The sequence below is a fragment of the Streptomyces cinnamoneus genome, assembly GCF_014650495.1.
GTDB classification, from domain to species: Bacteria; Actinomycetota; Actinomycetes; order Streptomycetales; family Streptomycetaceae; genus Streptomyces; species Streptomyces cinnamoneus.
Window position 1 is genome coordinate 38,983 of the sequence record NZ_BMVB01000012.1, and the last position, 22,050, is coordinate 61,032.

Here is a 22,050-nt window from a genome sequence, read left to right on the forward strand (position 1 = left end):
TCAGTCCCGGTCGGCGTCTGCGTGACCGAGCCGCCGCCCCCGTCAGCGGACGCGGGCCGCCGACATCTGTTCGGCGGCCCGGAGCCGGCCCGCAGCCGCCCCGGCGGTGTCGCCGAGCCGGTCGGCGAGGCGTGCCTGCGCCTGCCAGTTGTACGGGCACACCGGGCGGAGGCTGATGCGTTCGCTCAGCAGGGTGCGCGCCACGTCGTGCCGTCCGGCGTGCACGGCGGCCTCCACCAACGTCCTCTGCACCGCGTCCCGTTGGGCATGGCTGCCGCCGAAGGCGTGCAGGCGGTACCGGAGAGGGAGCAGCAGATCGACCACGTCGTCGTACTTTCCCTGGCCGTAGGCGACGATCGCCCGGCCCACCGGCAGCCCGACCTCGGTGGTCATCGCGACGTTGGACACCTCCGGCCCGGTCCGCCCGCTCCACGCCTGCCGGTCGAGGAGGAGACGTTCGGCGTCGGCGATGCGGTCCGCTCCGACGTAGGCCATGACGGCGTGCACGTCGTTGAAGACGTAATAGGCGCCGTCCCGCCGCGCCGCCCAGGCGTCGGCCAGCGCCGCCCAGCGGCCACCGGTGTCGGCCCCCGCGAGACGGAGCCGCCACAGCAACGACGCCGCGTCCAGCAGCTCCATCGCCACCCCGGCCGAACCCTCGTGGTGCACGGCGGCGTCGTAGACCTCCAGCACCCGGTCGGTCCGTCCCGCCTCCAGGAGGTAGAGGGCGTAGTGCCACCAGTTGTGGACGTTCAGGTAGTTGCCCTCCGCCCAGTCACCGGAACGCTCGTCCAAATAGCGGATCCCGTCCGCGAACCGGCCCTGCATCTCGTAGGCGTGCACGACGGCGTGGATGCCCCACACGTCGCGCGCGTTGCGCTCCACGGCCGCCAGCCCCACCTGCTCCGACTGCCCGTAGTGGCCCGCCTCCTCCAGGCCGAACGCATACATGCCGAGCAGGAAGCCGTAGTGCGGATCGGCCTCGTCCCACGCGGACAGCACTCCGCCGATCCGGTCGCGCAGCAGCACCGCGTTCCCCGTGAAGAAGTCGATCTGATGGCCGACCGCCAGGGCGAGCGCGTCCTGCGGCCAGACCGTGGTGATCTCCCCCAGGAGGCGGCCGGCCCGGTGGACGTCACCGTCCAGCCAGGAGGCGGCCGCCTCGACGTGCAGGCGCTCCCGGGGCGTCACCTCCGCCGGGTCCACGCCGCGGCGGAAGCCGGCGAACGCCGTCCGGGCCTCGGCCGCGTCCGTCTCCTCCGTCCCCAGCAGCCCCAGATACGCCTGGAAGACGTTCCCCAGGACCGAGCGCGGGCAGTCGGCGAGCACCGCCCGGACCTCCGCGGTCACGTCCTCGCGGAAGAGCAGCAGACAGTCCAGCGCGTTGTCGTAGCGCCGCACCGCGTCGGTGCCGGTGTACGTCATCGCCTGAGCGTGCCGGTCGCGTCCCACCCGGTTCCTCCCGCCCGGCCGCCGTGCCCGGCACGGCGGCCCCCGTCAGTACGTGCCTGCATGCCTGCCCCGCCGTGCCCCGCCGGATGCGCGCGGCACCCGGCCGCCGAGCCGCCCCCCTCAGCCTTCCGCCCGGTGGGTGACGAGCGCCTCGGTGCGGTCACCGAGGAACTCGTACCACCGGCGCCGCAGACACACGTACCGGGTATCGGCCTCGACGAGGCTGAGGAACGCCGAGACCGTCTCGGCCAGGCGCTGCTGCAGCCCGGAGTCGGCCAGCAGCCCGTCGTCGGTGAAGCCCTCGTGTGCCCGGGCGAGGCTGAACATGTCCGGGTAGACGCGGGTGCCGAGGTGTTCCAGGGGGACCCGCAGCGCCCACAGCCCCCGGTTGCCGCCCACGAGCGAGGGGGAGGCGGACAGGAGCAGCGCGTGCTTGGTCTTGAACGGCTGCGGCTGGACGCGGGAGACCCAGTCGATCGCGTTCTTCAGCACGCCGGGCACGGAGGCGTTGTACTCGGGGGAGGAGATCACGAACGCGTCGCTCATCTCCACCCGGGCGTGCAGCGCGAGGGCGCCCTCCGGCATGCCCCCGGCGGCCTCCGTGTCGCCGTCGTACAGCGGCATGTCGAACTCGTGCATGGCGGCGAGGTCGACGGTGGCGTCCGCCTCCGCGATCAGACGGGCCACCAGGGAGGCGAGGCGGGCATTGGTCGATCCGGCCCGCAGCGCGGCGCCGAAGACGAGGACCCGCAGCGGACCGGGCCGGGCGTCCGTGGCCATGGGAGAGTCCTTCCGGAGTGCGGACACGCGCCCGCCACGCGCCCTGGCGACCAGTGTGGTCGCGCCGCGATCACCGCGCGACGGGGCTGGGCCTTCCGGGCTAGCGCCTGGGCGCGAGCGATTTGGCGGAGGGCGGGGATGTCCGTGTAAAGTTGTCCGTGTCGCCGGGGGAACCGGGCGAAAAACTCAACAAGGGGCTATAGCTCAGTTGGTAGAGCGCCTGCATGGCATGCAGGAGGTCAGGAGTTCAATTCTCCTTAGCTCCACAGTGGACGAAGAGGCCGCCAGGAATGGCGGCCTCTTCGTCGTCGTTCCGGTCGTTCCTGCCCGCTGGTCGTTCTGTCGGTCGTTCTGTCGGGTGTCCGGTGGGTCGTCCTGTCGTCACGACCGTTCGCAGGGCAGCAGCCGCAGCGCGCTGAGCGCCACGGCGAGGTCGGCGACCGCGCGCGGATCCTGCAGGGAGTGCCCGGTCAGCTCCTCCAGCCGGCGCAGCCGGTAGCGGACGGTGTTGCGGTGGCAGTACAGCAGCCGCGCCGCCTCGGCCGCCGAGCCGGCGGCCGCGAACCAGCACTCCAAGGTTTCCAGCAGCCGTGTCCGTTCGGCGGGCGGCAGCTGCAGCACCCGTGCGAAGACCACCCGGGCGACCCGCCCGGCCTCGTCCGGGGACGCCGCCACCAGCAGGGCGACCGGCCTGTCGTCGAAACGGGCCACGCCCCCCGCCCGCTCCGGCAGTCCGGCCAGGGCCAGGCGGGCGAGGCGGAGCGCCCGGGGGGTGTCCTGCAACGCGCGGTACGGCGGGCTGACACCGACGCGGGAGCGGGCCGCCCGGCCGAGGACGCGCAGGGCCGCCGCCTCGCCGCCCTGGCCCGGGAGGGCGACCACGCCGACCTGGAGGTCGGGCAGCAGCCGCCACGCCGAGCGCGCCTGCTCGGCCAGCAGCCGGGACTCGATGCCGGGCAGTGCCTCCCGGCCCGGGGCGGGGACGTCGGCCGCCACCACGACGAACGGCCCCGCCGCCGGCAGGCCGAGGACCTGGGCCGTCTCCCACACGGTGGTGCGGTCGCTGAGCAGCCCCGTGAACAGGGCCTCGACCAGGGCCGAACGTTCCCGCTCGCGCTGCAGCACGAGTTCGGAAGCCGCCTCGCGGTAGGCGTCGCCGGCCGCGGCCGCCAGCCCCTCGTTCACCCACCACGTGGCCAGCGACGCGATCGTGTCGACGGTGACGCCGTCGGTGTCCCGGACCGCGGCGGCCAGCTCCGACCACAGGAACTCGGAGCCGACGCGGTAGGCGTGCAGGAGGTCGGCCAGCGGGGCGCCCCGGCGGGCGTGCTCACGGCCCGTGTCCCGGGCCGGTGCCAGGTCGGCCCCGCGGCCGTCGACGAGCTGCCCGAGGACCAGCTCGGCATTGCCCCGGCAGGAAGCGTGCAACTCCTCGGAGGGAACGCGCTCCTCGCTGCCGTAATAGGCCACTTCGGCCCGGATGCGGCGGGCCATGCGGCCGCCCAGTTCCGGTGCGCGGGCCAGGAGCAGGGCTGCTGCGGGAGCGACCTCGGTGGGGGGAGACGGAGTGCGGCTCATGACGCGCAGGCTACAAACACGATGCGGCGGGGAGCGACGTTGTGCCCGGGGACAACGGGCCCCTGCCTTTGCTGTGCCCCCGTACATGGCCCGGGAAGCGGAAGGCCACGACGATACCTGCAACGTTACCGGCCGGTTTCGAAAGCCCCCTTCACCCGTGCTCCCACCCCAGGAGGAACCGTGCCCAGAGCCGCCAAGCCCCGCACCGTACCGGCCGGCCCCGCGAGCACCACGACCCCCCGGAACACCAAGAGCCCCAGGAAGTGGCCGTACGCCGTGGCCGGCTGCACCCTCCTCGCCACCTCCCTCACGACGCTGGCCACCCCCGCCGCCCACGCCGCGAACCCCGCCGCCCCCGGCCCCTCCTACGTGGCGCTCGGCGACTCCTACGCCGCCGGGGCCGGGATCCCGGCGCTGTCAGGGGGACTGTGCCTGCGTTCGGACCGCAGCTACGGCCGCCTCGTCGCCGCGAGCATCAACCCGGCCTCGTACAAGGACGTGACGTGTGCCGCGGCGAAGGTGAGCGCACTCACCGCGCGGCAGACCGACGCCGGGATCCCCGTCAACGGTCCCCAGCTCGACGCCGTCGGTGCCGACACCGGGCTCGTCACGCTCACCCTCGGCGGCAACAACCTCGGCACCTCGGACCTCGGGTTCGTCGACGTCGTGGCCACGTGTTCCGCCCTGGCCCTGACCAACCCCCTCGGCGCCCCCTGCCGGAACTTCTACAAGGACACCCTCCGTAAGCGGCTGGACTCCGTCGCCCCCCGGCTCGCCGACGGCCTCCGGCGGATCCACGGCAAGGCGCCGCACGCCAAGGTGCTCGTCGTCGGCTACCCGTCGGTGGTGCCCGACGACCCGAAGACGTGCCTGGGGAAGATGCCCATCACGACCGGCGACATCGCCTACCTGCGCACCGTGCTCGCCGACCTCAACACCGTGCTCGCCAAGGCCGCCGCGGCCGGCGACGCGACCTACGTCGACACGCTCACCCCGACCACGGGACACGACCCCTGCTCGTCCGCCCCCTGGGTCGAGGGCCTCCTCCCGGGCTCCCCGACGCTGCCGCTGCACCCCAACGCCGCGGGCGAGCGCGTCAGGGCGGACGCGGTGCTGAAGGCGCTCCGCCACTGACCTCCGGCCGCTGATCCCGGCCCACCGGCCTCCAGCCGTCCGGCCCGGACCCCCTGCGGGCCGGGCGGCTGCCGTGCACGTTCCCCGTGCACCGCCGGGCGCACCGCCGCGCGAAAAGGACATGCGTCCTTCCGCGGGGTGTGGTTAGCCTGAGCGCATGTCCACGCCCCGAGTCTCCTAGCCGAGGACCCGCTTCCACGCCAGAAGTGTGTCCTTTTGCTTTCTCGGAGCGTCATTCCATGATTACCGTTCGTGGTGTCGAGGTGCGCGCGGGTGCCCGCCTGCTGCTGTCCGACATCTCCTTCACCGTGTCCCCCGGCGACCGGATCGGCCTGGTCGGCCGGAACGGCGCCGGCAAGACCACCCTGCTGACCGCCCTCGCCGGCCGGGCCGGGCCCGCCGCCGGAACGATCACCGCCACCGGCCCCGTCGGCTTCCTGGCCCAGGACTCCCGCGCGGCCGACCCGTCCCTCACCGTCACCGACCGGATCCTCTCCGCCCGCGGCCTCGACCGTGCCCTGCGGGCGCTGCGGGCCGCCGAGGCCGCGATGGCCGACGCCGCCGGTCCGGCGGCGCTGGAGCGGGCCATGAACGCCTACGCACGCGCGGACGCCGCCTTCCAGGCCGGCGGCGGATACGCCGCCGAGGCCGAGGCCGCCCGCGTCGCAGCCGGCCTCGGGCTGCCCCCGCGCGTGATGACCGAACCGGTCGGCGCCCTCTCCGGCGGCCAGCGCCGCCGCGCGGAACTGGCCCGCATCCTGTTCGCCGGACACGAGGGCACCCTCCTGCTCGACGAGCCGACCAACCACCTGGACGCCGACTCGATCGCCTGGCTGCGGACGTTCCTGCAAGGCCACCAGGGCGGTCTCGTCATGATCAGCCACAACACCGCCCTGCTGGCCGACACCGTCAACCGCGTCTTCCACCTCGATCCGCACCGCGCCACCGTCGACGTCCACAACACCGGCTGGTCCGCCTACCTCGCCCAGCGCGAGGCGGACGAGCGGCGCCGCACCCGGGAACGGGCCGGCGCCGAACGCAAGGCCGCTTCCCTCCACGCGCAGGCCGACAAGATGCGCGCCCGGGTGGCCACCGCGACGGTGGCCAAGAACATGGCCCGCCGCGCCGACCGCATGCTCGCGGACCTCGAACCCGCCCGCCGCGCGGAGAAGGTCGCGCGCATCCGGCTGCCCGACCCCGCCCCGTGCGGGCGCATGCCGCTGGGTGCGGTCGCCCTGGGCAAGTCCTACGGCGGCCACCGGGTCCTCGACGGCGTCGACCTGGCCGTCGACCGGGGCAGCCGCCTGGTCGTCCTCGGCCTCAACGGCGCGGGAAAGACCACCCTGCTGCGCATCCTGGCCGGCGAGGAGCGGCCGGACAGCGGACGGGTGGTGCACGGGCACGGCCTGCGGCTCGGCTACTTCGCCCAGGAGCACGAGACCCTCGACCCCGCCCGCACCGTACGGGAGAACCTGGCCGCGGCCGCGCCGCACCTGACGGACGGTGAGGCGCGGCGGGTGCTGGGCGCGTTCCTGTTCGGCGGGGACGACGCCGACAAGCGGGCCGGGGTGCTCTCCGGCGGGGAGAAGACCCGCCTGGCCCTGGCCGGGCTGGTCCACTCCGGGGCGAACGTGCTCCTGCTGGACGAGCCGACCAACAACCTCGACCCCGCCTCGCGCGGCGAGGTCCTCGCCGCGGTGGGCTCCTACCCGGGGGCGATCGTCATGGTCACCCACGACGAGGGTGCGATCGACGCCCTGCGCCCCGACCGCGTCCTGCTCCTGCCGGACGGGGACGAGGACCTGTGGAGCGAGGAGTACCGGGGGCTGGTCACCCTGGCCTGACCGCAGGCCCTAGCCGCCCAGCTCCTCGACCTTCTTGACGACCTCGCCCGCGCCGTCCTGCGCATCGAGCGCCGCGGCGGCGCGGACGGCACGGGCACGGTACGACGGTTCGTCCACCGCCTTCCGTATCGCTTCGGCGAGACGTCCGACGGACAGCTCGCCGAAGGGGACGGGGTCGGTCCCCGCGCCGAGGGCGGCCACGCGCCGGGCCCAGAACGGCTGGTCGGCCGTGACGGGCACCGGGACGGCGGGGGCCCCGGCCCGCAGGGCCGCCGCGGCCGTGCCCGCCCCGGCGTGGTGCACCACGGCGGCCATGTGCGGGAAGAGCTCGCTGTGCGGAACGTCGCCGATGGTCAGCACGTCATCGGTCGACGCGTCGCCCGCCGGGAGGCCGTCGGCCGGGGCGCCGCCGGTCCCGGTCCCGGTGCCGGCCGGTGACAGGCCGGCCCAGCCGGCCTGCAGGACGCCGCGCACCTTGGCCCGGCGCAGGGCCTGCACGGCGAGTTCGCTCAGGCGCTCGCCCTCACCGCCGGCCATGCTGCCGAAGCCGATGAAGACCGGCGGCGGCCCGGCCCGCAGGAAGTCCTCGACCGTCTCCGGGAGCCGCCGGTCCGCGGGGACGTGGGGCCACCAGTTGCCGACGACGTCGAGCCCCGCCCGCCAGTCGGCCGGGCGGGGGACGAGGGTGGGGCTGAAGCCGTGCACGACCGGCCAGCCGGCCTTCTCCAGCCGTCGGCGCATCGTACGGGGAGTGACGGCCGGAAGGTCCAGCCTCCCGCGCAGGTCCTGCACGGCGCCGGCGTGGATGCGGTCGACGACGCGCAGGGCGAGGCGGCCCGCGGCCCGGTTGCCCCACCGGCCGAGCGAGCGGCCGCCGCCGACCACCGGTGGGAAGTCGGCGGTGGGCGCCACGGGCTGCAGGTACGCACCCAGGCTGGGGATGCCCCTGGCCTCCGCCACGTGCCAGCCCAGCGGGGCCGTGGTGGTGGAGAGCAGGAGCAGCTCCGCCCCCTGCGCGTCGGCGGCGTCGGCCAGCCCCTCGCCCAGGTCGCGGATGAACGCCGCGGCCTTGCGGATGAGGGCGGCGGTGCCGCCCTGCCCCGCGGCCGTTCCCTCCTGCCGGGCGGCCGATCCGGCCCCGGGTCGTACGGGACTGCGCGGGTCGGCGGGCAGGCCGTGGAAGCCCAGGCCGCATTCCGTCACGAGCGAGGCGAAGGACTCGGGCGCGGCGACGGTGACCTGATGGCCCGCTTCCCGCAGCCGGACACCGACACCCGTGTACGGGGCCACGTCTCCGCGGGAACCGGCCGCCATGATGAGGATTCTCATGAGGTACGCACTCTTCCGGCGTTGGCGTGCACGGCTGCCCGGAGGAAGACGGCCAGGCCCGTGCGCTGCTCGGACGGGGGGGACGACGAGCGCGAAGGCGCGGGCGTCCTCGACGTAGTCGTCGGCGATGCGGCAGTGCATCTCGGGCGGGCACGGCGTGAACCAGCGGCCGATGTGCTCGCGGTGCTCCTCGGCAAGGGCCATGGCCCGGTCGCCGTCGGGGGCCACGGCCTCGTCGTGGGCGGCGACGAGCCGCCGGCGCCACACGGCGGCCTCCTCCATGATCTGCCGCCAGTCCTCCTTCGTATGGGCCGCGGCCCGGGCCATCGACTGCCGGTGGCCCTCGCTGTGGCCCCACTTGAGGTGGGCGTCCGTCGCGTAGCTGAGGTCGAAGGTGACCTCGCCGAACACCTCGAAGCGCTCTTGCGGGGTGAGCTCGACGCCCGTCTGCTGCACCTCCATGGCGTGCTCGGCGACCTCGACCAGCTTGCCGAGCCGGGCGATCTGCTCCGTGAGCTGCCGGTGACGCTCCCTCAGGTGACCGAGCGCATTGGCCCCGGGGTCCGCCATGATGGCGCCGATCTCGTCGAGCGAGAACCCCAGCTCCCGGTAGAAGAGGATCTGCTGGAGCCGCGCCAGGTCCGCGTCGCTGTAGAGCCGGTAGCCCGCCGGGCTGCGGTCACCGGGCGACAGCAGCCCCGCCTTGTCGTAGTGGTGCAGGGTGCGCACCGTGACTCCGGCGAAACCCGCCACCTGCCCGACCGAGAAACTCATGCAACCGCCTTTCGTCGCGGCTCAGAGTGCCGCCTGACGTAGGGGGAGGGTCAAGCAGGGGGCAGGGGGCAGGGGGCAGGGGGCAGGGGGCAGGGGGCCGGTACCGGCGTTCGATTCCATCCCGACGATCGGCTAATATTTCTCCCGCGCCGCTAGCTCAGTTGGTCAGAGCAGCTGACTCTTAATCAGCGGGTCCGGGGTTCGAGTCCCTGGCGGCGCACGGAAGGCTCAGGCCCCCACCGCTCATGCGGTGGGGGCCTGAGCCGTAGGGCTGCCGTCCGCCGTCCGGCGCGGCCCGGGCGGGGCGGCTCCCGCGCGTTCCGCCGCAGGCCGGGCTAGCCTCAAGAGCATGAGCCCTGTCGTTCCCCGGTACACCGTCGTCCTGAAACCGCAGCTCACCGACGCCGAGGCCCACCCCCGCCACGGCTCCCCGCTCCGCGCGGCAGCCGTCGAGGCCACCGGCGAGCTCGGCGTGTCCGGCTTCCCCCGCTACGTCGGCGAGGGCATCGAGGCGGAGATCGACCCCGAGACGCGAACCGTCGAGGCCGTGACGGTCGACGGGGACGAGCTGCCGTACGGATGGGTCGCGCAGGTGGCCGACGACGGGCACTGACAGCGGCGAACGCCGACGACGGCGGGCGCCGAGGCGCCGGGTCTACCGAACCCGGACCCTGTACCGCTTCCTGCGCGGCCACGCGGGCCTGCGCAGGCTGGTGGCCGCGGACGGGGTGACGATGGCGCTGCCCGAACGAACTCGTCGCCGTCGTCGACCACCGGATGCTGCTGACGGGGACGGGCGCGGCGGGCGTGATGACGGCGTTGTGGTGCGCGTGACCCAGGTCTGCGGAGCGCTTTCCGTCGGGTAATATTTCTTTCGCGCCGCTAGCTCAGTTGGTCAGAGCAGCTGACTCTTAATCAGCGGGTCCGGGGTTCGAGTCCCTGGCGGCGCACAGGACGACGGAGGGCTCCCACCAACTGCGGTGGGAGCCCTCCGTTCTTGACCTTCCGGGAAGGGCGGGGACGGGATCGAGGCAGTGCGGCTTCTTCCGCCCTGCCGCACCGTTCTGACCGGGTTGGCTGCCTCCGTCCTCACCCCTGGGCCCACCTTTCCCATGGACAGCTCTATGCCTGCACGTCGTTGAGAAGGGTGTTCCCCTCGGGGCCGGCTGCCGCACGAAGAACGACCGGAAGGGCCGTTACGCGGCCGGGGGTGGGCTGCCACTGTTCGCGAGTGTGGCTGTTCCGCTGGAATCAGAGGCCCTCTGGAGGCACCATGACCACCGTTTCGGGTTCACGAGTCGCCGTGATCTCACGTGATGCGCAGCCGGCCGGAAGTTCCATCGTGGTCTCGGCCCGGCTCTCCGTCTCCATCGACGAGCCCGAGGCCGTCGTGGACCTGAGCAGTGCATTGCGGCGGCTCGTCGCCGGAGCGGGTGCAGCGGAAGGCACCTTGCACGTCTATTGCGGCCACACCACGTGCGGCCTCGTCATCAACGAAGTCGATCCGGGACTCGACTCGGACATGAGCAAGGTGCTCGAACGGCTCGCCCCGCACAGCGGACACCACTACTACGCCCACGACAAATTGCGCACGGCCGACGAGCGGCTGGTTCACGGCAGTGAACGCGACAACGGCCATTCCCACGCCCGCGCCTGGATAGCCACCCATCCCGAACTGAACATCCCGATCACGTCGGGCGCCCTGTACCTCGGCCGGTGGCAGGCGGTCATGCTGGCCGAATTCGACGGCCCACGCGTCCGTGAGCTCCTGGTCCGCGTCCATACGGCCGTCGTGCCGATCGCGTCGGTGCTCACGCCGCACGCCCGCTGAGACCCCGGCGGCTGCCGGGACCGCCATCAACCACGCGCCGCGCACCTGCTCCTCGTACTCCCGTCCGAAGCCGGCAACGTCCCTGCAGGACCAGCCGGATGGGTGTCCCGGCAGGCCGCCGACGAGCACCGGCGGCGCCCTATCGTGGGTGACATGCCCGTCCCCGAGCTGATCCGCATCGTCTCCCGCGACTCACCCATGGCCCTGGCCCAGGTGGAACGCGTCCGCGCCGAGCTGGCGCTGCACCACCCCGCCGTGCGCACCGAGGTCGTCCCCGTCAAGACGACCGGCGACCTGTGGCTGGGCGATCTCGCCCGGGTCGAGGGGAAGGGTGCCTTCACCAAGGAGGTCGACGCCGCCCTGCTCGCAGGAGACGCCGACCTCGCCGTGCACTGCGTCAAGGACGTTCCCGCCGACCGCCCCCTGCCGGCGGGTACGACCTTCGCGGCGTTCCTCAAGCGCGACGACATCCGGGACGCCCTCGTCCACCCCGGCGGCCGCACGCTCGACGAACTGCCGCCCGGCACCCGCATCGGCACCTCGTCCGTACGCCGCAGCGCCCAGCTCGCCGCCTCCCACCCGCACCTCGACTGCGTCCCCCTGCGCGGCAACGCCAACCGGCGTCTGGAGAAGCTCGGCGCGGGCGAAGTCGATGCGCTGCTCCTGGCGCTCTCCGGCCTCGAACGCATCGGCCGCACGGACGTGATCAGCGAGGTCCTCTCCACCGAGACCATGTGCCCGCCCATCGGCGCCGGCGTCCTCGCCCTGCAGTGCCGGGCGGACGACACCGTCACCATCGACGCCGTCAGCGGTCTGGGCGACCCCGCCACCCACCGCGAGACGACTGCGGAGCGGATGTTCCTCCACGTCCTCCAGGGCCACTGCAACAGCCCGGTCGCCGGCTACGCCACGGCGCAGCGAGGCGGTGACCTCTCCCTGCGCGCCTGCGTCTTCACTCCGGACGGCAAGACCGTCCTCAACGCGCACGAGTGGGCGGGCCTGCTCGGCCCCGCCGACCTCGGCGCCTCCGTCGCCCTGGCCCTGCTGCGCCAGGGCGCGCGCGAACTCATCGACAACATCGCGCACTGAGCGGCCGCCGCGGGCACGACGTGATCAATGCGGCGTTCGGCAGCCCGTACCGGAATATTCAGGGGTGAGATACCCTAAAGAGGGCATTTCCGGCTTTCAAGGGGGTGTGCTCGATGTCAACGGGGACACTGCTGGCGATCATCATCGCTGTCGCGGTGGTGGTTGCCGTTGTCGCCTTCGCGGTCTCCCTCACCCGGCGCCGCCGACGGCTGCACGAGCGTTTCGGCCCCGAGTACGAACGGACCGTGGAGGAACGCGGCAGTCGGCGGGCGGCCGAGCGTGACCTGAGCGCACGCGAAAAACGCCACGACTCACTGGACATCAAGCCGCTGGAAGGCGGCGCCCGGGACCGGTACGCCCGGAACTGGTCCCACGTGCAGGGCGAATTCGTCGACCGCCCGGAGGACGCCGTACAGGATGCGGACCTCCTGGTCACTTCGCTCATGCGCGAGCGCGGATACCCGACCGACGACTTCGAGCAGCGGCTCAAGGACCTCTCGGTCGAACACAGCCGCACCCTTGAGCACTACCGGAGCGCTCACGAGATCAACGGCCTCAGCATGAAGCACGAGGCGACCACCGAGCAGTTGCGGGGCGCCATGGTGCACTACCGCGCCCTGTTCGACGAGCTGCTCTCCAACGGGGGCCAGGCCCGTCACGCCCGGGCCTGACCCCGTCACCGCGCCCGACCGGCGGGCGGCAAGGTGCCTGACCGGCGGGCATCAGGCCGACGGAGGAAACATGCAACGGGAAGAAGCACCGGAACCTGAGGAAGACGTCCTCTCCACCGATGACCTGGCCGGGGCCGGCGAGCGGGACGCGGACGGCGGGACGGGCCGCGAACCCGGCGTCCCCACCTTCCCGGGCGAGAGCACGCCGACGGCGGGCGAGACCGCTGCGCCTTCGGCCCGGGAGGCGGACGCAGGCACGGCCACGGGCGCGGAGGCGGCCACGGGCACGGCCACGGACGCGGCCGTGGGGGACGAGGGCGAGGCGTCGCGGCTGCTCGACCGGGAGGACGCGGAGGGGTTCCAGGAGCGCTGGCAGGACGTCCAGACCCGGTTCGTCGACGATCCGCGCGAAGCGGTGCACACGGCCGACGCCCTCGTCGCGGAGGTCATGCAGACCTTGGCCGCGACGTTCGCCCAGCGCAAGCAGGATCTCGAAGGGCAGTGGAACCGCGGTGAGGAGGTGGACACCGAGGAGCTGCGGGTGGCTCTGCAGCACTACCGTTCGTTCTTCAACCGGTTGCTCACCACGTGAACGGCATCCGATCCGGTGCGTAGCTGCCGGCCGTCGGCTGTCGGTTGCTCGCTCTCGGCTGCCCCGGCGGAAGGGGCAGGCAGCGGATGTGGTGCCCTTGTGCGCTCCCGGACGGGCGCTGCGGGACTGCCTCACCATTCGACCAGCAGCCGTGTCGGCGCCACGACGTTGATGCTCGGCTCGTACACGCGCTCCTGGTCCGGGACCAGCCGCAGGCCGGGGCGGTGCCGTGCGAGGGCGGTGATGCCGGCCCGTGCGACCACGCGGGCGAGGTTGGCGCCCAGACAGTAGTGCAAGCCCTGCGAGAAGTGCAGGCTGCCCGCCAGGTGCCGCCGCTGCGGATCGAACGTGTCGGGCTGCGGGAAATGCCTCTCGTCACGGTTCGCCGACGCCGTCATGACCCACAGCACCGAGCCCGCCGGGATGCGGACGCCCCCCACCTCGGTGTCGGCCGCGGTCATCCGGAACACCCCGAGGGCAGGTCCGGAGCGCCGGAGCGTCTCGCTGAACAGCGCGTCGAAGTGTCCGGGCCCGTCGAGCAGCAGCCGCCAGCGACGAGGGTCCTGCAGCAGCTCCTTGCAGAGATTGACCAGGGCGAAGCTGGTCGGACGGAAGCCGGCGGTGATGACGTCGAAGCTGATGAGGCTGATCAGTTCTTGCTCGGTGTAGTCGGCCTCTCCCCGGGCCACCTTCTGCGTGAGAAGACTGATCAGGTCGTCGCCGGGACTGTCGCTGCGCAGCCGGATCACGCCGGAAAGGTACTCCTCCCATTCCCGTACGTCCTTCGCGTAGGCGAGCTGCAGATGCGCGGGAGGCTGGCCGAAGAAGAATGCGTTGACGGCCCGGTGGTAGTGGATGATCCGGTCGTAGTCGTCTTCGGGGAACCCGGCCAGCTCGACGACGATGCTGTTCGCCAGTGGTCGTGCATACGCTTCCACGAGGTCGACAGGGGGGTCGGAGGGAAGCTCGGCGATGCGCTGTGCGGTGATGTCACGGATGCGTGGCTCCAGGCGCTGGACGCCCTTGGCGGAAAAGTACGGCACCACTGGTTTGCGCAGCCGCTCGTGCGTCGGAGATCCGTCGAAGCCCATATTGGGAGCGGTGAACGTGCTGGTGCTCGCGAGTACCTCGCGGACCTCGGGAGGATAACTGGCCATGATGATGGACCGGGTGGAGGCGGGAAAGAGTTCCGCATTCTTGAGGATCCGCGTCACGTCGTCGTACCGGGACACGATCCACATGTTCAGTTCTTCGCTGAAGAACACCGGCGCTTCGTCCCTGAGCGTCTTCAGCATGGGATGGAGTTCGTCCGAACCGTGCGAGACGAACGTGGCCGCTGCCGATTCGGACGAGAGCAAGGGGCATTGCTGCGCCCCGGTGGAAACGGTGTGCGCGCTCGCCCCGGCGTCGAGGTCGATGGACTCAGGCAACGTCAAAACCCACTCTCTCGTCTCTTCCGCAGCGCCCTGGGTGCGCTCTGTCCAGAGGTCAGGGGCATCGGGTGCCGCAACCTCCCTGCATTTCCAGGGGAGATGGCCCCCTGGCCCGTCCCCTGCTGCCAGGGTCGCACCGCCTCCTCCGGGCCGGCGGCATCCGGTTCCCCTCCCCGGAAGCCCTCTTGACGAATGCACATCAGGGGGAGCGCCGCCCGGTGCGAGCGTGGTGCCGGGAAGGTGCCGGTAGGGCCACGGGAATCGTGACGCCTCCCGCATCCATCCGTTGCCACAACTCGATACGGACGCACCCCGTGCCCATTCACCTGACTCGCCCGGCCCCCGTACCCGAAAAGATACGCACGCGGGTAGACGGCCCCTGAAGGGCATATACGTTCTTCGAAGGTCACCCGGACGCCGTCAGATTCCGTGTTTACGGAGGGCGGCACCGCCCGAACTGCACCGTCCGGTCAGGCGGACGGTGCCGCCCGTGGCCGACGTCGGTGCCAGGGCCGCCACCGCAAAAGGCCCCAAGGGGCCTCACTCCGTCGCGGCCACCGCCGACCAGGCGTTTCCCCGGGCTCGGCGGATGCGTCGACCCGGCCTGTACCGACGTCCGCCCGAGGGGGCGGGCGGACCCTGCGGCGCTTGCCGACGGGAATCGGCGGCTGGGCGACGCCGTTGTGCCGGACGGCAGTTGACCGGCGTCGGCACTCGGACCCGTCACCCGTCATGGAAAATGAGAAGGGACGCCATTCAGGGGGAGTCGTCGACTTTCCCGTGAGCGTCCTGCGAAAACGGGGGAAACATGAATACGCAGGTGACTGTCCTCGGTCTCGGTCCGATGGGTTCTGCGCTGGCCGGAGCATTTCTGACGGCGGGTCATCGGACGACCGTCTGGAACCGCACGCCGGGCAGGGCGGCGACCCTTGTGGGGCAGGGGGCCGTGGAGGCGGAGTCGGCCGTCGAGGCCGTGGCCGCCAGCCCGCTGGTCGTGGTCTGCCTGGCGACGTACGAGGCCGTCCGCGAGGTCCTGCACCCGCTGGCCGGCACGATAGCGGGACACAGCCTCGTCAACCTCACCTCGGGCTCGCCGCCGCACGCGCGGGAGACGGCCTGTTGGGCGGAGCGGCACGGTGTCGCCTACCTCGACGGCGCGGTCATGACGACTCCGCCCGGTATCGGTGACCCCGACGTCCTGGTGCTCTACGGCGGTTCACGAGTTGCCTTCGACGACCACCGCACGATCCTGTCGGCTCTCGCCGAGCCGGTGCACCTGGGCACCGACGCCGCCTTGGCCTCCGTGTACGACACGGCGCTGCTGAGCCTCATGTGGTCCACGCTGGCCGGCTGGCTGCACGGTACGGCGCTCGTCGGCGCCGACGGCCCGGGCGGCAACGAATCCGCGAGGGCCTACACGGACGTGGCCGGCCGGTGGATGAAGACCGTGGGCCGGTTCATGGCCGCCTACGCTCCGCAGATCGACGCCGGGCAGTACCCCGGCGACGACTTCCCCCTGCGTCTGCACCGTTCGACGATGGACCTCCTCGTCCACGCGAGCGAACTGCGCGGGGTGGAGTCCGGCTTGCCGGAGCTGCTGAGGGACCTGACCGGACGGGCGATCGCCGCCGGCCACGGCGAGGACAGCTACGCACGCCTCGTCGAGTTCATGCGCAAGGACACCCAGGAGGTGCGGGGGTGAAACCCCGTAGCCGCCGCCCCTCGGCCGCTTCAGTCCCCGAGCGCTATCCGGAAGCCGAAACCGACGATGACCGTGCCGGTGATCCGGTCCAGGAACCGGCGTGCGGAGGGACGCTGCAGACGGTTGCGGAGGGCATGGGCGAAACCGATCAGCGCGCAGGACCAGACGATGGCGAGAAGGATGTGTACGCCGGCCAGCAGCACACCGGCGAGGAGGTGCGGAGCGCCGGGCGGAATGAATTGCGGGAGGACGGCGACGTAGAAGGCGCCCATTTTCGGATTGAGCAGATTCGTCACCGTGCCCTGCCGCCAGCCGCCCGGAAAGGAGTCCGAGGAGTCGGCCACGGCCGGCGGCTCGGCGGACTCCCCGGCGCCACCGGACGACCGGCGCCGGGCCCGGAGAAGCCGGATGCCCATCCACACCAGATAGGCGGCGCCGGCCCACCGGAGCATGTCGTAGGCGAGATGAGAGGCGGTGAGAAGAGCGGTCACCCCGAGCGACGTCAACACCCCCCAGCCCAGCGTGCCCGTCTGGATCCCGAGGACCACGCCCCAGGCGCGGCGACGGTGCCCGAGCGCGGCGGTCCGGAGTATGAGGGCGGTGTCGAGGCCGGGCGTGAGGGTGAGCAGTCCCACGACCAGGGCGAAGGACCCGAGGGCGTTCACGGTGATCATGGGCTGCCACTGTAGAAGGGACATGAGGGGGACTGCCATATTCCTGCCCGAAATCGGGCAGGAATTGGGCGATACGGCCGCGTTTCTGCCGCGTCGACGGCCGACCCGCCCGGATCGGCACCACGACCCACCCGTGCATGGGTGAGGATGGGGGCATGACCAGCATTGTTCTCGTCCGCGGTGACATCACCCAGCAGCACGTCGACGCCCTTGTCAATGCGGCGAATTCGTCCCTGCTCGGCGGCGGTGGCGTCGACGGCGCCATCCACCGCGCCGGCGGCCCGGACATCCTCGAAGCCTGCCGCGCCCTGCGCGCCTCGCACTACGGCAAGGGCCTGCGCACGGGCCAGGCGGTGGCAACGACGGCCGGCCGCCTTCCTGCCCGCTGGGTGATCCACACCGTGGGCCCGGTGTACAGCGCGGACGAGGACCGCTCGGCGCTGCTGGCGTCCTGCCATCGGGAGTCGCTGAGGGTCGCGGACGAACTGGGCGCGAAGACGGTCGCGTTCCCGGCCATCTCGACGGGCATCTTCCGCTGGCCGCTGGAGGACGCGGCGCGCATCGCGATCGAGACGGTGCGGGAGGCGAAGACGTCGGTGGAGGAGGTCCGCTTCGTGCTGTTCGACGAGCGGGCGTACGAGGCGTTCGCGTCGCAGATGCCTTGACGGCTGCACGGTCCGGAGGATTGTCCTCGCCCGAGCCCCCAACAAGACACGAACGTACGGCCACCCCCTCATGCGAGGTGGCGGCCGTACGTCCATCGCCGGGCACTGCTGACCGACCCCGAATAGCCCAACCGCCGTTCTCTGCGGCTTCGGTAGATCAAGCACACCATTCCCGAGCGCCGCGACCAGTAGGTTGGTGTCGCCGTATCCGGCCAACTGCCGTTCCTGCCCTGCGAGCCCGACACCCGCGCCGACCTGCTTTCCCCGCGACACCGCCGCACACGCGCTGGCCGCACTGGCGCTCGCCGACAACGCCGACCCGAACACCGCGCCAAGCGTGATCAAGCACATTGTCGGGCTTATGGATGCCTACAACCGCACAGAGCTGTTCCCGAACTTGCTCGGCCAGTCCCCGTCGGCCCACCGGTCCTCACCACGGACACAGTCGAACGGGCGCTGCGAACCACGTTGGCCAGCCTGGCCGAACTACCGTGGGGGGCATGGCAGTTCAGCTGAGCTGAGCATCTCCCGGTCACCGACTCGGTAGGCCAAGGTTCTGCAGCGCAGCGGTGTGCCTCCTTGGTCGCGCCCTGTCGCCGGTTCGGCCGGGCTGACCTGCGGCGGCGGATGCGGGACTACGTCCGGGCTCTGCTCGGGCCGGTGGGGCGGAAGAGCAGCTGTCGCCTGGGGGTGACGCTCGTGCGCGAGCGAGACGAGGAGTCCGCTGGTAGGTCCATGCTGCCCTGGAAGGGAACGAGTTCTGTGAGTTCGTGCGGGAAGACGAGCGACTCAGCTGCCGTGCGCTCATGTGCCGTTCGCGGGCACCATCAGGCCGACCGTGCCCACGGCCTGGCTCTGGGCGACGGCGGCCTTGAGGATTCCGGCCGGGAAGACAGCGTCGTTGCGCAGGGCGCGGCAGCGTGGTGTTCGACGGCGGCGGCGTCACGACGAGGAGTGTCCGCAGCTAGAACAGTGGCTGACCTGATGTGGTCTCGAACATGCGCCTGGCGGGATGGAGGCTCTGCTGCGCGGCAACCACGGGCGTAGTGTCGCTCATCCATCTGCTGTTGCCCCTGAGGAGGCGGTGCACGTGGCGATCAGCAACCTCATGGTCCTCATCGGCCAGGACCAGATCGAGCCCGAGGGCTGGACGAAGATTCCGCGGGACCTCAACTCGGGTGCCGGGGGTGCCTACCTCTACTTCGCCTACGAGACGGACCAGTACAGCACCTTCGCTCCCATCACCGACATCCTCTTCCTGACCGACCCCCAGGCCCAACCGCCGACTGGGTATCACAAGCTCCCGACAGATCTCAACAAGGGGGCAGGTGGCCGTTACATCTACACCTGCTACACACGCGACCCCGAAAAGGGCCAGCCCATCCAAGCCCTCGACGTCGTCCTCACGGAAGATGCCGGGTACCAGCCGCAGAAGCCGTGGGAGCGGTACGACACGGACCTCAACGCCGGTGCCGGCGGGAAATATGTGTACCTGATCCACATGTAAGCGGGACTCCCGCAACAGCGGCGGGGCGGGCAGTGGTGTCCGTCCCGCCGGTCTTGTCCGCCACTGCCCCAAACCAGGGGAGACACCATGACCTCGTTCGTCACCGACCTGATGGTCCTGGAAGGTAAGGACACGCAGCCACCGAAGGGCTGGAGCAGGATTCCGAAGGATCTCAACGCCGGCGCCGGGGGCGCCTACCTGTACTTCGCCTACGAAAGGGACGGTGCTGCCGGACCCCTCACAGACGTCCTGTTCGTCCTCGGGAAGGACGCTCCGGCGCCCCCCGGCTACCGGCTCCTTCCCGTCGACCTGAACAAGGGGGCAGGCGGTCCGTACATCCACGCCTGCGTCACGCGCGACCCCGGTCGAGGGGAGCCGCTCACCGACCTGGACGTGCTCCTCGACACGGACGGCCTGGCCCAGCCCCCGGCCCCGTGGTTCCGTATCGACCTCGACCTGAACAAGGGCGCCAAGGGCAAGTTCGTGTACCTCACCTACCAGTCGCAAGGAGCAGCCCGTGGGCAAGTACGTCACTGACCTCAACGTCCTGGTGCTCACGGAGCGGCTCTCGGAAGAGGACCTCGACGCCCGCACTCCACTCGGCTGGACACGTCTCGACGAAGACCTCAACGCCGGTGCCGGGGGTGACTACCTCTACTTTCTCGTCGAGAAGGGCGACGACGGTCGCAGCCCGGTCACGGGCATCACCTTCCTGACCCGGGAACAGCCCGCGGCTCCCGGCTACGTCAAGAGCCCGGTCGACCTCAACTCGGGAACCGACAAGGGAATGCGCATATACACGGCCATCACACACGACCTGGCTCGGGGGAAGCCGATCACGGACCTCCGGATCCTCGTGTCGGACGTCAGGACCCCACAGCCGGACCCCGGATACCAGATCATTCCCACCGACCTGAACGCGGGAGCAGGAGGCAAGTACATCTACCTCACCTACGCGTGAACCACGAAAGGAGCCCCATGTTCCCGGCGCATCGCTCGAACCTCCCGGAATCAGTGCTGAGGGCCCTGCGGCGCACACCTGCGGGCGGTGGTCTGCAGGCAGTACGGCATGTCGTCCTACTGATGCAGGAGAACCGCTCGTTCGACCACTACTTCGGTACCGTCCCTGGCGTGCGCGGATTTTCCGATCGCAATGCGATCCTGCTGCGGGACGGAAAAAGCGCCATCTTCGATCAGCCCGCGCAAGAGGGGGAGGCGGTCCGTCCGTTCTCACTGGCCGACGACGGAAGTCAGGACCAGAGCACGGTTCACGACTGGGATACTCAGCACATGGCCTGGAACTCAGGCTGGTACGACCAGTGGATCGCGGCCAAGGGACGGGCCGCGATGGGCTACTACCGCGCGGAGGGCGTACCACTCTACCACGAGCTGGCCGACACCTTCACCCTCTGCGAGGCCTATCACTGCTCGGTGTCGAGCGAGACCACCTCCAACCGCAACTACTTCTTCAGCGGCTACGGGGGCTTCGAGCCCGGCGGCGGCCGGGTGAAGGGTGCGACCGCACACGATCGGGAACAGAGGCGCCCGTACGACCGCCGTGGGTATGGCTGGAGCAGCTATCCGGAATGGCTGGAGCAGAACGGCAAATCCTGGAAAATTTACCAGGAGTGGGACAACTTCTACGACAACAACGTGGAATTCCATTCCGAGTTCAAACGCGTCTACCGTCAGGCGCTGGACAATGCCCAGCTACATGACGAGCTGTCCCTCTTCACCTTCTACGAGAGTCTGCCCGGCCTGGAACCCCAGCAGCGTGAGGAGAAGCTCCGCGCCCTCGCGGCAGGTGTGGGAAAGCTCGGCACAGCCGACCAGAGCCTGTACCAGCGTGGCCTGGCCCGCTCCAGCACGGAATGGTCGACCACCATGGGGTTCCTCCGGGAGTTCCGAAAGGACATCGAGGCCAACCGCCTGCCTCAGGTGTCGTACCTGGTACCACCCGAGGCCAACTCCGAGCACCCCGGGAACAGTCATCCGCGCAGCGGAGAAAAGATCGTCTACCAGGTTCTGGACGCCCTCGCCTCGAACCCGGAGGTGTGGGACTCCACCGTGCTGTTCATCAGCTACGACGAGAACGACGGCCTGTTCGACCATGTGCCGCCGCCGGTGCCGCCGCGGACCGAGACCGACGAATGGGCCGGCTCACAGCCCCTGGGCATGGGCGCACGGGTCCCCCTGCTCGTGATATCGCCCTGGTCGACCGGCGGATACGTGTGCTCCCAGGTCTTCGATCACACCTCCCAGGTGCGGTTCCTAGAGGAGTGGCTGGGCATCAGGCAACCGTGGATCAGCCGCTGGCGGCGCACGGTGGCCGGTGACCTGACCTCGGCGTTCGACTTCGAGCGGACCGCAGCCCCGCCGGCCGTACCTCCGGGGCTGCGGCGTGCTCGCGCCCTGCCGTACCAGCCCGACGCCCATGGCGCACTCGGCGACGACCACCGGTTCCGCCTGACCCTGGTCAACAGCGGCTCCTCGAGCGCTCACCTCACCCTCTACCCCTACGAGGGCCTTGGCTCCCTGGACGACCGGCGCTCCTATGAAGCCCCGGAGCACTTCGACATCCGGGGAACCGACGAAGAGTCCTTCGAGCTGACCGGTGCGGCGTACATGTTCATCATTACCGGCCCCAACGGCTTCCGCCGCGAGTTCGGTGGCGTGCCTGCCGACCGGGCGGCAGGACTCCAGGTGAGTTCGCAGGTGCAGACCGACCCTCGCCAGGTGATGATGACAGTGCACAACCCCGGCACGGACGAGGTCATCTTCGACCTCGGTCCCACCGGGAAGCACCTCGGAACCGAGCAGCACACACTTCGGCCCGGCGACGGGACCACGATCGTGTGGAACGCCGAGGCTGAGCACGGTTGGTACGACGTGACACTGTCCGTCATCCGTGAGGGGGATCGCGTACTGCACCGGCGCCTGATGGGCCACATCGAGAACGGCAAGGAGAGCGTGAGCGGCTGATCAGCACCGTCAC

Annotated in this window: 19 protein-coding genes, 3 tRNA genes and 1 pseudogene; 16 read left to right on the forward strand and 7 right to left on the reverse strand. The window is 71.0% G+C overall.

Features of this window, described 5'->3' with window-relative positions; genetic code table 11:
* Nucleotides 1-42 precede the first annotated feature (42 nt).
* Together IE182_RS18605 and IE182_RS18610 are read right to left on the reverse strand one after the other, a co-directional pair.
* Nucleotides 43-1,425, reverse strand: coding sequence for a tetratricopeptide repeat protein (locus tag IE182_RS18605; RefSeq protein ID WP_190110995.1), 1,383 nt, complete (start codon nucleotides 1,423-1,425; stop codon nucleotides 43-45).
* A 147-nt stretch (nucleotides 1,426-1,572) separates the two neighbouring features.
* The gene (locus IE182_RS18610; protein WP_190110996.1) at nucleotides 1,573-2,232 is read right to left on the reverse strand and encodes an NADPH-dependent FMN reductase; all 660 of its coding nucleotides are present in this window, start codon (nucleotides 2,230-2,232) and stop codon (nucleotides 1,573-1,575) included.
* Nucleotides 2,233-2,425: 193 nt separating this feature from the next.
* On the opposite strand from IE182_RS18610, the gene IE182_RS18615 reads away from it, so the two are divergent.
* Nucleotides 2,426-2,498, forward strand: a tRNA-Ala gene (locus IE182_RS18615).
* A 115-nt stretch (nucleotides 2,499-2,613) separates the two neighbouring features.
* Here IE182_RS18615 and IE182_RS18620 read toward each other — a convergent pair.
* A complete protein-coding gene (locus IE182_RS18620; protein WP_190110997.1) occupies nucleotides 2,614-3,810 on the reverse strand; it encodes a PucR family transcriptional regulator in 1,197 nt (398 codons plus the stop codon).
* 180 nt (nucleotides 3,811-3,990) lie between these two features.
* Between IE182_RS18620 and IE182_RS18625 the strand changes: the two genes are divergently transcribed.
* Nucleotides 3,991-4,944: an SGNH/GDSL hydrolase family protein gene (locus IE182_RS18625; protein WP_229844921.1), complete on the forward strand. Its 954-nt coding sequence runs from the start codon at nucleotides 3,991-3,993 to the stop codon at nucleotides 4,942-4,944.
* Between the two features lie 239 nt (nucleotides 4,945-5,183).
* A complete protein-coding gene (locus IE182_RS18630) occupies nucleotides 5,184-6,788 on the forward strand; it encodes an ABC-F family ATP-binding cassette domain-containing protein (RefSeq protein ID WP_190110999.1) in 1,605 nt (534 codons plus the stop codon).
* Nucleotides 6,789-6,797: 9 nt separating this feature from the next.
* Here the strand turns inward: IE182_RS18630 and IE182_RS18635 are convergent, their stop codons facing one another.
* Nucleotides 6,798-8,117, reverse strand: coding sequence for a glycosyltransferase (locus IE182_RS18635; protein ID WP_190111000.1), 1,320 nt, complete (start codon nucleotides 8,115-8,117; stop codon nucleotides 6,798-6,800).
* Nucleotides 8,114-8,891: pseudogene (locus IE182_RS18640) on the reverse strand (MerR family transcriptional regulator). The gene IE182_RS18635 and the pseudogene IE182_RS18640 overlap by 4 nt, the downstream one beginning before the upstream one ends.
* Before the next feature lie 146 nt (nucleotides 8,892-9,037).
* On the opposite strand from IE182_RS18640, the gene IE182_RS18645 reads away from it, so the two are divergent.
* The 7 genes from IE182_RS18645 (at nucleotide 9,038) to IE182_RS18675 (ending at nucleotide 13,074) form a co-directional block, all read left to right on the forward strand.
* Nucleotides 9,038-9,111: transfer RNA gene (locus IE182_RS18645), tRNA-Lys, on the forward strand.
* A gap of 129 nt (nucleotides 9,112-9,240) precedes the next feature.
* The gene (locus IE182_RS18650) at nucleotides 9,241-9,504 is read left to right on the forward strand and encodes a hypothetical protein (protein WP_190111001.1); all 264 of its coding nucleotides are present in this window, start codon (nucleotides 9,241-9,243) and stop codon (nucleotides 9,502-9,504) included.
* Nucleotides 9,505-9,767: 263 nt separating this feature from the next.
* Nucleotides 9,768-9,841: transfer RNA gene (locus IE182_RS18655), tRNA-Lys, on the forward strand.
* A gap of 353 nt (nucleotides 9,842-10,194) precedes the next feature.
* Nucleotides 10,195-10,722, forward strand: a complete 528-nt coding sequence (locus tag IE182_RS18660; RefSeq protein ID WP_190111002.1) for a secondary thiamine-phosphate synthase enzyme YjbQ — start codon at nucleotides 10,195-10,197, stop codon at nucleotides 10,720-10,722.
* A 153-nt stretch (nucleotides 10,723-10,875) separates the two neighbouring features.
* Nucleotides 10,876-11,811 carry a hydroxymethylbilane synthase gene (gene hemC, locus IE182_RS18665; RefSeq protein WP_190111003.1) on the forward strand — a complete coding sequence of 312 codons (936 nt, stop codon included), beginning with the start codon at nucleotides 10,876-10,878 and terminating at the stop codon, nucleotides 11,809-11,811.
* 113 nt (nucleotides 11,812-11,924) lie between these two features.
* Nucleotides 11,925-12,482: a hypothetical protein gene (locus IE182_RS18670; protein ID WP_190111004.1), complete on the forward strand. Its 558-nt coding sequence runs from the start codon at nucleotides 11,925-11,927 to the stop codon at nucleotides 12,480-12,482.
* 70 nt (nucleotides 12,483-12,552) lie between these two features.
* Entirely contained in the window at nucleotides 12,553-13,074 is a 522-nt protein-coding gene (locus IE182_RS18675) for a hypothetical protein (protein WP_190111005.1), read from the forward strand.
* A gap of 131 nt (nucleotides 13,075-13,205) precedes the next feature.
* Here the strand turns inward: IE182_RS18675 and IE182_RS18680 are convergent, their stop codons facing one another.
* Nucleotides 13,206-14,504 (reverse strand): cytochrome P450, encoded by a 1,299-nt coding sequence (locus IE182_RS18680; protein WP_190111006.1) that lies wholly within the window; start codon nucleotides 14,502-14,504, stop codon nucleotides 13,206-13,208.
* Between the two features lie 811 nt (nucleotides 14,505-15,315).
* On the opposite strand from IE182_RS18680, the gene IE182_RS18685 reads away from it, so the two are divergent.
* Entirely contained in the window at nucleotides 15,316-16,209 is an 894-nt protein-coding gene (locus IE182_RS18685) for an NAD(P)-dependent oxidoreductase (protein ID WP_190111007.1), read from the forward strand.
* Between the two features lie 29 nt (nucleotides 16,210-16,238).
* Here the strand turns inward: IE182_RS18685 and IE182_RS18690 are convergent, their stop codons facing one another.
* Nucleotides 16,239-16,883, reverse strand: a complete 645-nt coding sequence (locus IE182_RS18690) for a LysE family translocator (RefSeq protein WP_190111008.1) — start codon at nucleotides 16,881-16,883, stop codon at nucleotides 16,239-16,241.
* Nucleotides 16,884-17,038: 155 nt separating this feature from the next.
* Between IE182_RS18690 and IE182_RS18695 the strand changes: the two genes are divergently transcribed.
* The 5 genes from IE182_RS18695 (at nucleotide 17,039) to IE182_RS18715 (ending at nucleotide 22,037) form a co-directional block, all read left to right on the forward strand.
* On the forward strand, nucleotides 17,039-17,548 hold the full coding sequence (locus IE182_RS18695; protein ID WP_190111009.1) for an O-acetyl-ADP-ribose deacetylase: 510 nt from the start codon (nucleotides 17,039-17,041) through the stop codon (nucleotides 17,546-17,548).
* Between the two features lie 1,090 nt (nucleotides 17,549-18,638).
* Nucleotides 18,639-19,055, forward strand: a complete 417-nt coding sequence (locus tag IE182_RS18700) for a hypothetical protein (RefSeq protein WP_229844922.1) — start codon at nucleotides 18,639-18,641, stop codon at nucleotides 19,053-19,055.
* A gap of 87 nt (nucleotides 19,056-19,142) precedes the next feature.
* The gene (locus IE182_RS18705) at nucleotides 19,143-19,592 is read left to right on the forward strand and encodes a hypothetical protein (protein WP_190111010.1); all 450 of its coding nucleotides are present in this window, start codon (nucleotides 19,143-19,145) and stop codon (nucleotides 19,590-19,592) included.
* Complete coding sequence (locus IE182_RS18710) at nucleotides 19,573-20,016, forward strand: hypothetical protein (protein ID WP_229844923.1); 444 nt, start codon at nucleotides 19,573-19,575, stop codon at nucleotides 20,014-20,016. The genes IE182_RS18705 and IE182_RS18710 overlap by 20 nt, the downstream gene beginning before the upstream one ends.
* 17 nt (nucleotides 20,017-20,033) lie before the next feature.
* The gene (locus IE182_RS18715) at nucleotides 20,034-22,037 is read left to right on the forward strand and encodes an alkaline phosphatase family protein (RefSeq protein WP_190111011.1); all 2,004 of its coding nucleotides are present in this window, start codon (nucleotides 20,034-20,036) and stop codon (nucleotides 22,035-22,037) included.
* The last annotated feature ends 13 nt before the right edge of the window (nucleotides 22,038-22,050 follow it).

Bases quoted from the DNA above. Each gene is read 5' to 3' on its own strand.
- IE182_RS18675 (WP_190111005.1), top strand. From the start codon at position 12,553: ATGCAACGGGAAGAAGCACCGGAACCTGAGGAAGACGTCCTCTCCACC.
- IE182_RS18685 (WP_190111007.1), top strand. From the start codon at position 15,316: ATGAATACGCAGGTGACTGTCCTCGGTCTCGGTCCGATGGGTTCTGCG.
- IE182_RS18610 (WP_190110996.1), bottom strand. From the start codon at position 2,232: ATGGCCACGGACGCCCGGCCCGGTCCGCTGCGGGTCCTCGTCTTCGGC.
- hemC (WP_190111003.1), top strand. From the start codon at position 10,876: ATGCCCGTCCCCGAGCTGATCCGCATCGTCTCCCGCGACTCACCCATG.
- IE182_RS18715 (WP_190111011.1), top strand. From the start codon at position 20,034: ATGTTCCCGGCGCATCGCTCGAACCTCCCGGAATCAGTGCTGAGGGCC.
- IE182_RS18630 (WP_190110999.1), top strand. From the start codon at position 5,184: ATGATTACCGTTCGTGGTGTCGAGGTGCGCGCGGGTGCCCGCCTGCTG.
- IE182_RS18670 (WP_190111004.1), top strand. From the start codon at position 11,925: ATGTCAACGGGGACACTGCTGGCGATCATCATCGCTGTCGCGGTGGTG.
- IE182_RS18690 (WP_190111008.1), bottom strand. From the start codon at position 16,883: ATGATCACCGTGAACGCCCTCGGGTCCTTCGCCCTGGTCGTGGGACTG.
- IE182_RS18695 (WP_190111009.1), top strand. From the start codon at position 17,039: ATGACCAGCATTGTTCTCGTCCGCGGTGACATCACCCAGCAGCACGTC.
- IE182_RS18620 (WP_190110997.1), bottom strand. From the start codon at position 3,810: ATGAGCCGCACTCCGTCTCCCCCCACCGAGGTCGCTCCCGCAGCAGCC.
- IE182_RS18635 (WP_190111000.1), bottom strand. From the start codon at position 8,117: ATGAGAATCCTCATCATGGCGGCCGGTTCCCGCGGAGACGTGGCCCCG.
- IE182_RS18605 (WP_190110995.1), bottom strand. From the start codon at position 1,425: ATGACGTACACCGGCACCGACGCGGTGCGGCGCTACGACAACGCGCTG.
- IE182_RS18650 (WP_190111001.1), top strand. From the start codon at position 9,241: ATGAGCCCTGTCGTTCCCCGGTACACCGTCGTCCTGAAACCGCAGCTC.
- IE182_RS18705 (WP_190111010.1), top strand. From the start codon at position 19,143: ATGACCTCGTTCGTCACCGACCTGATGGTCCTGGAAGGTAAGGACACG.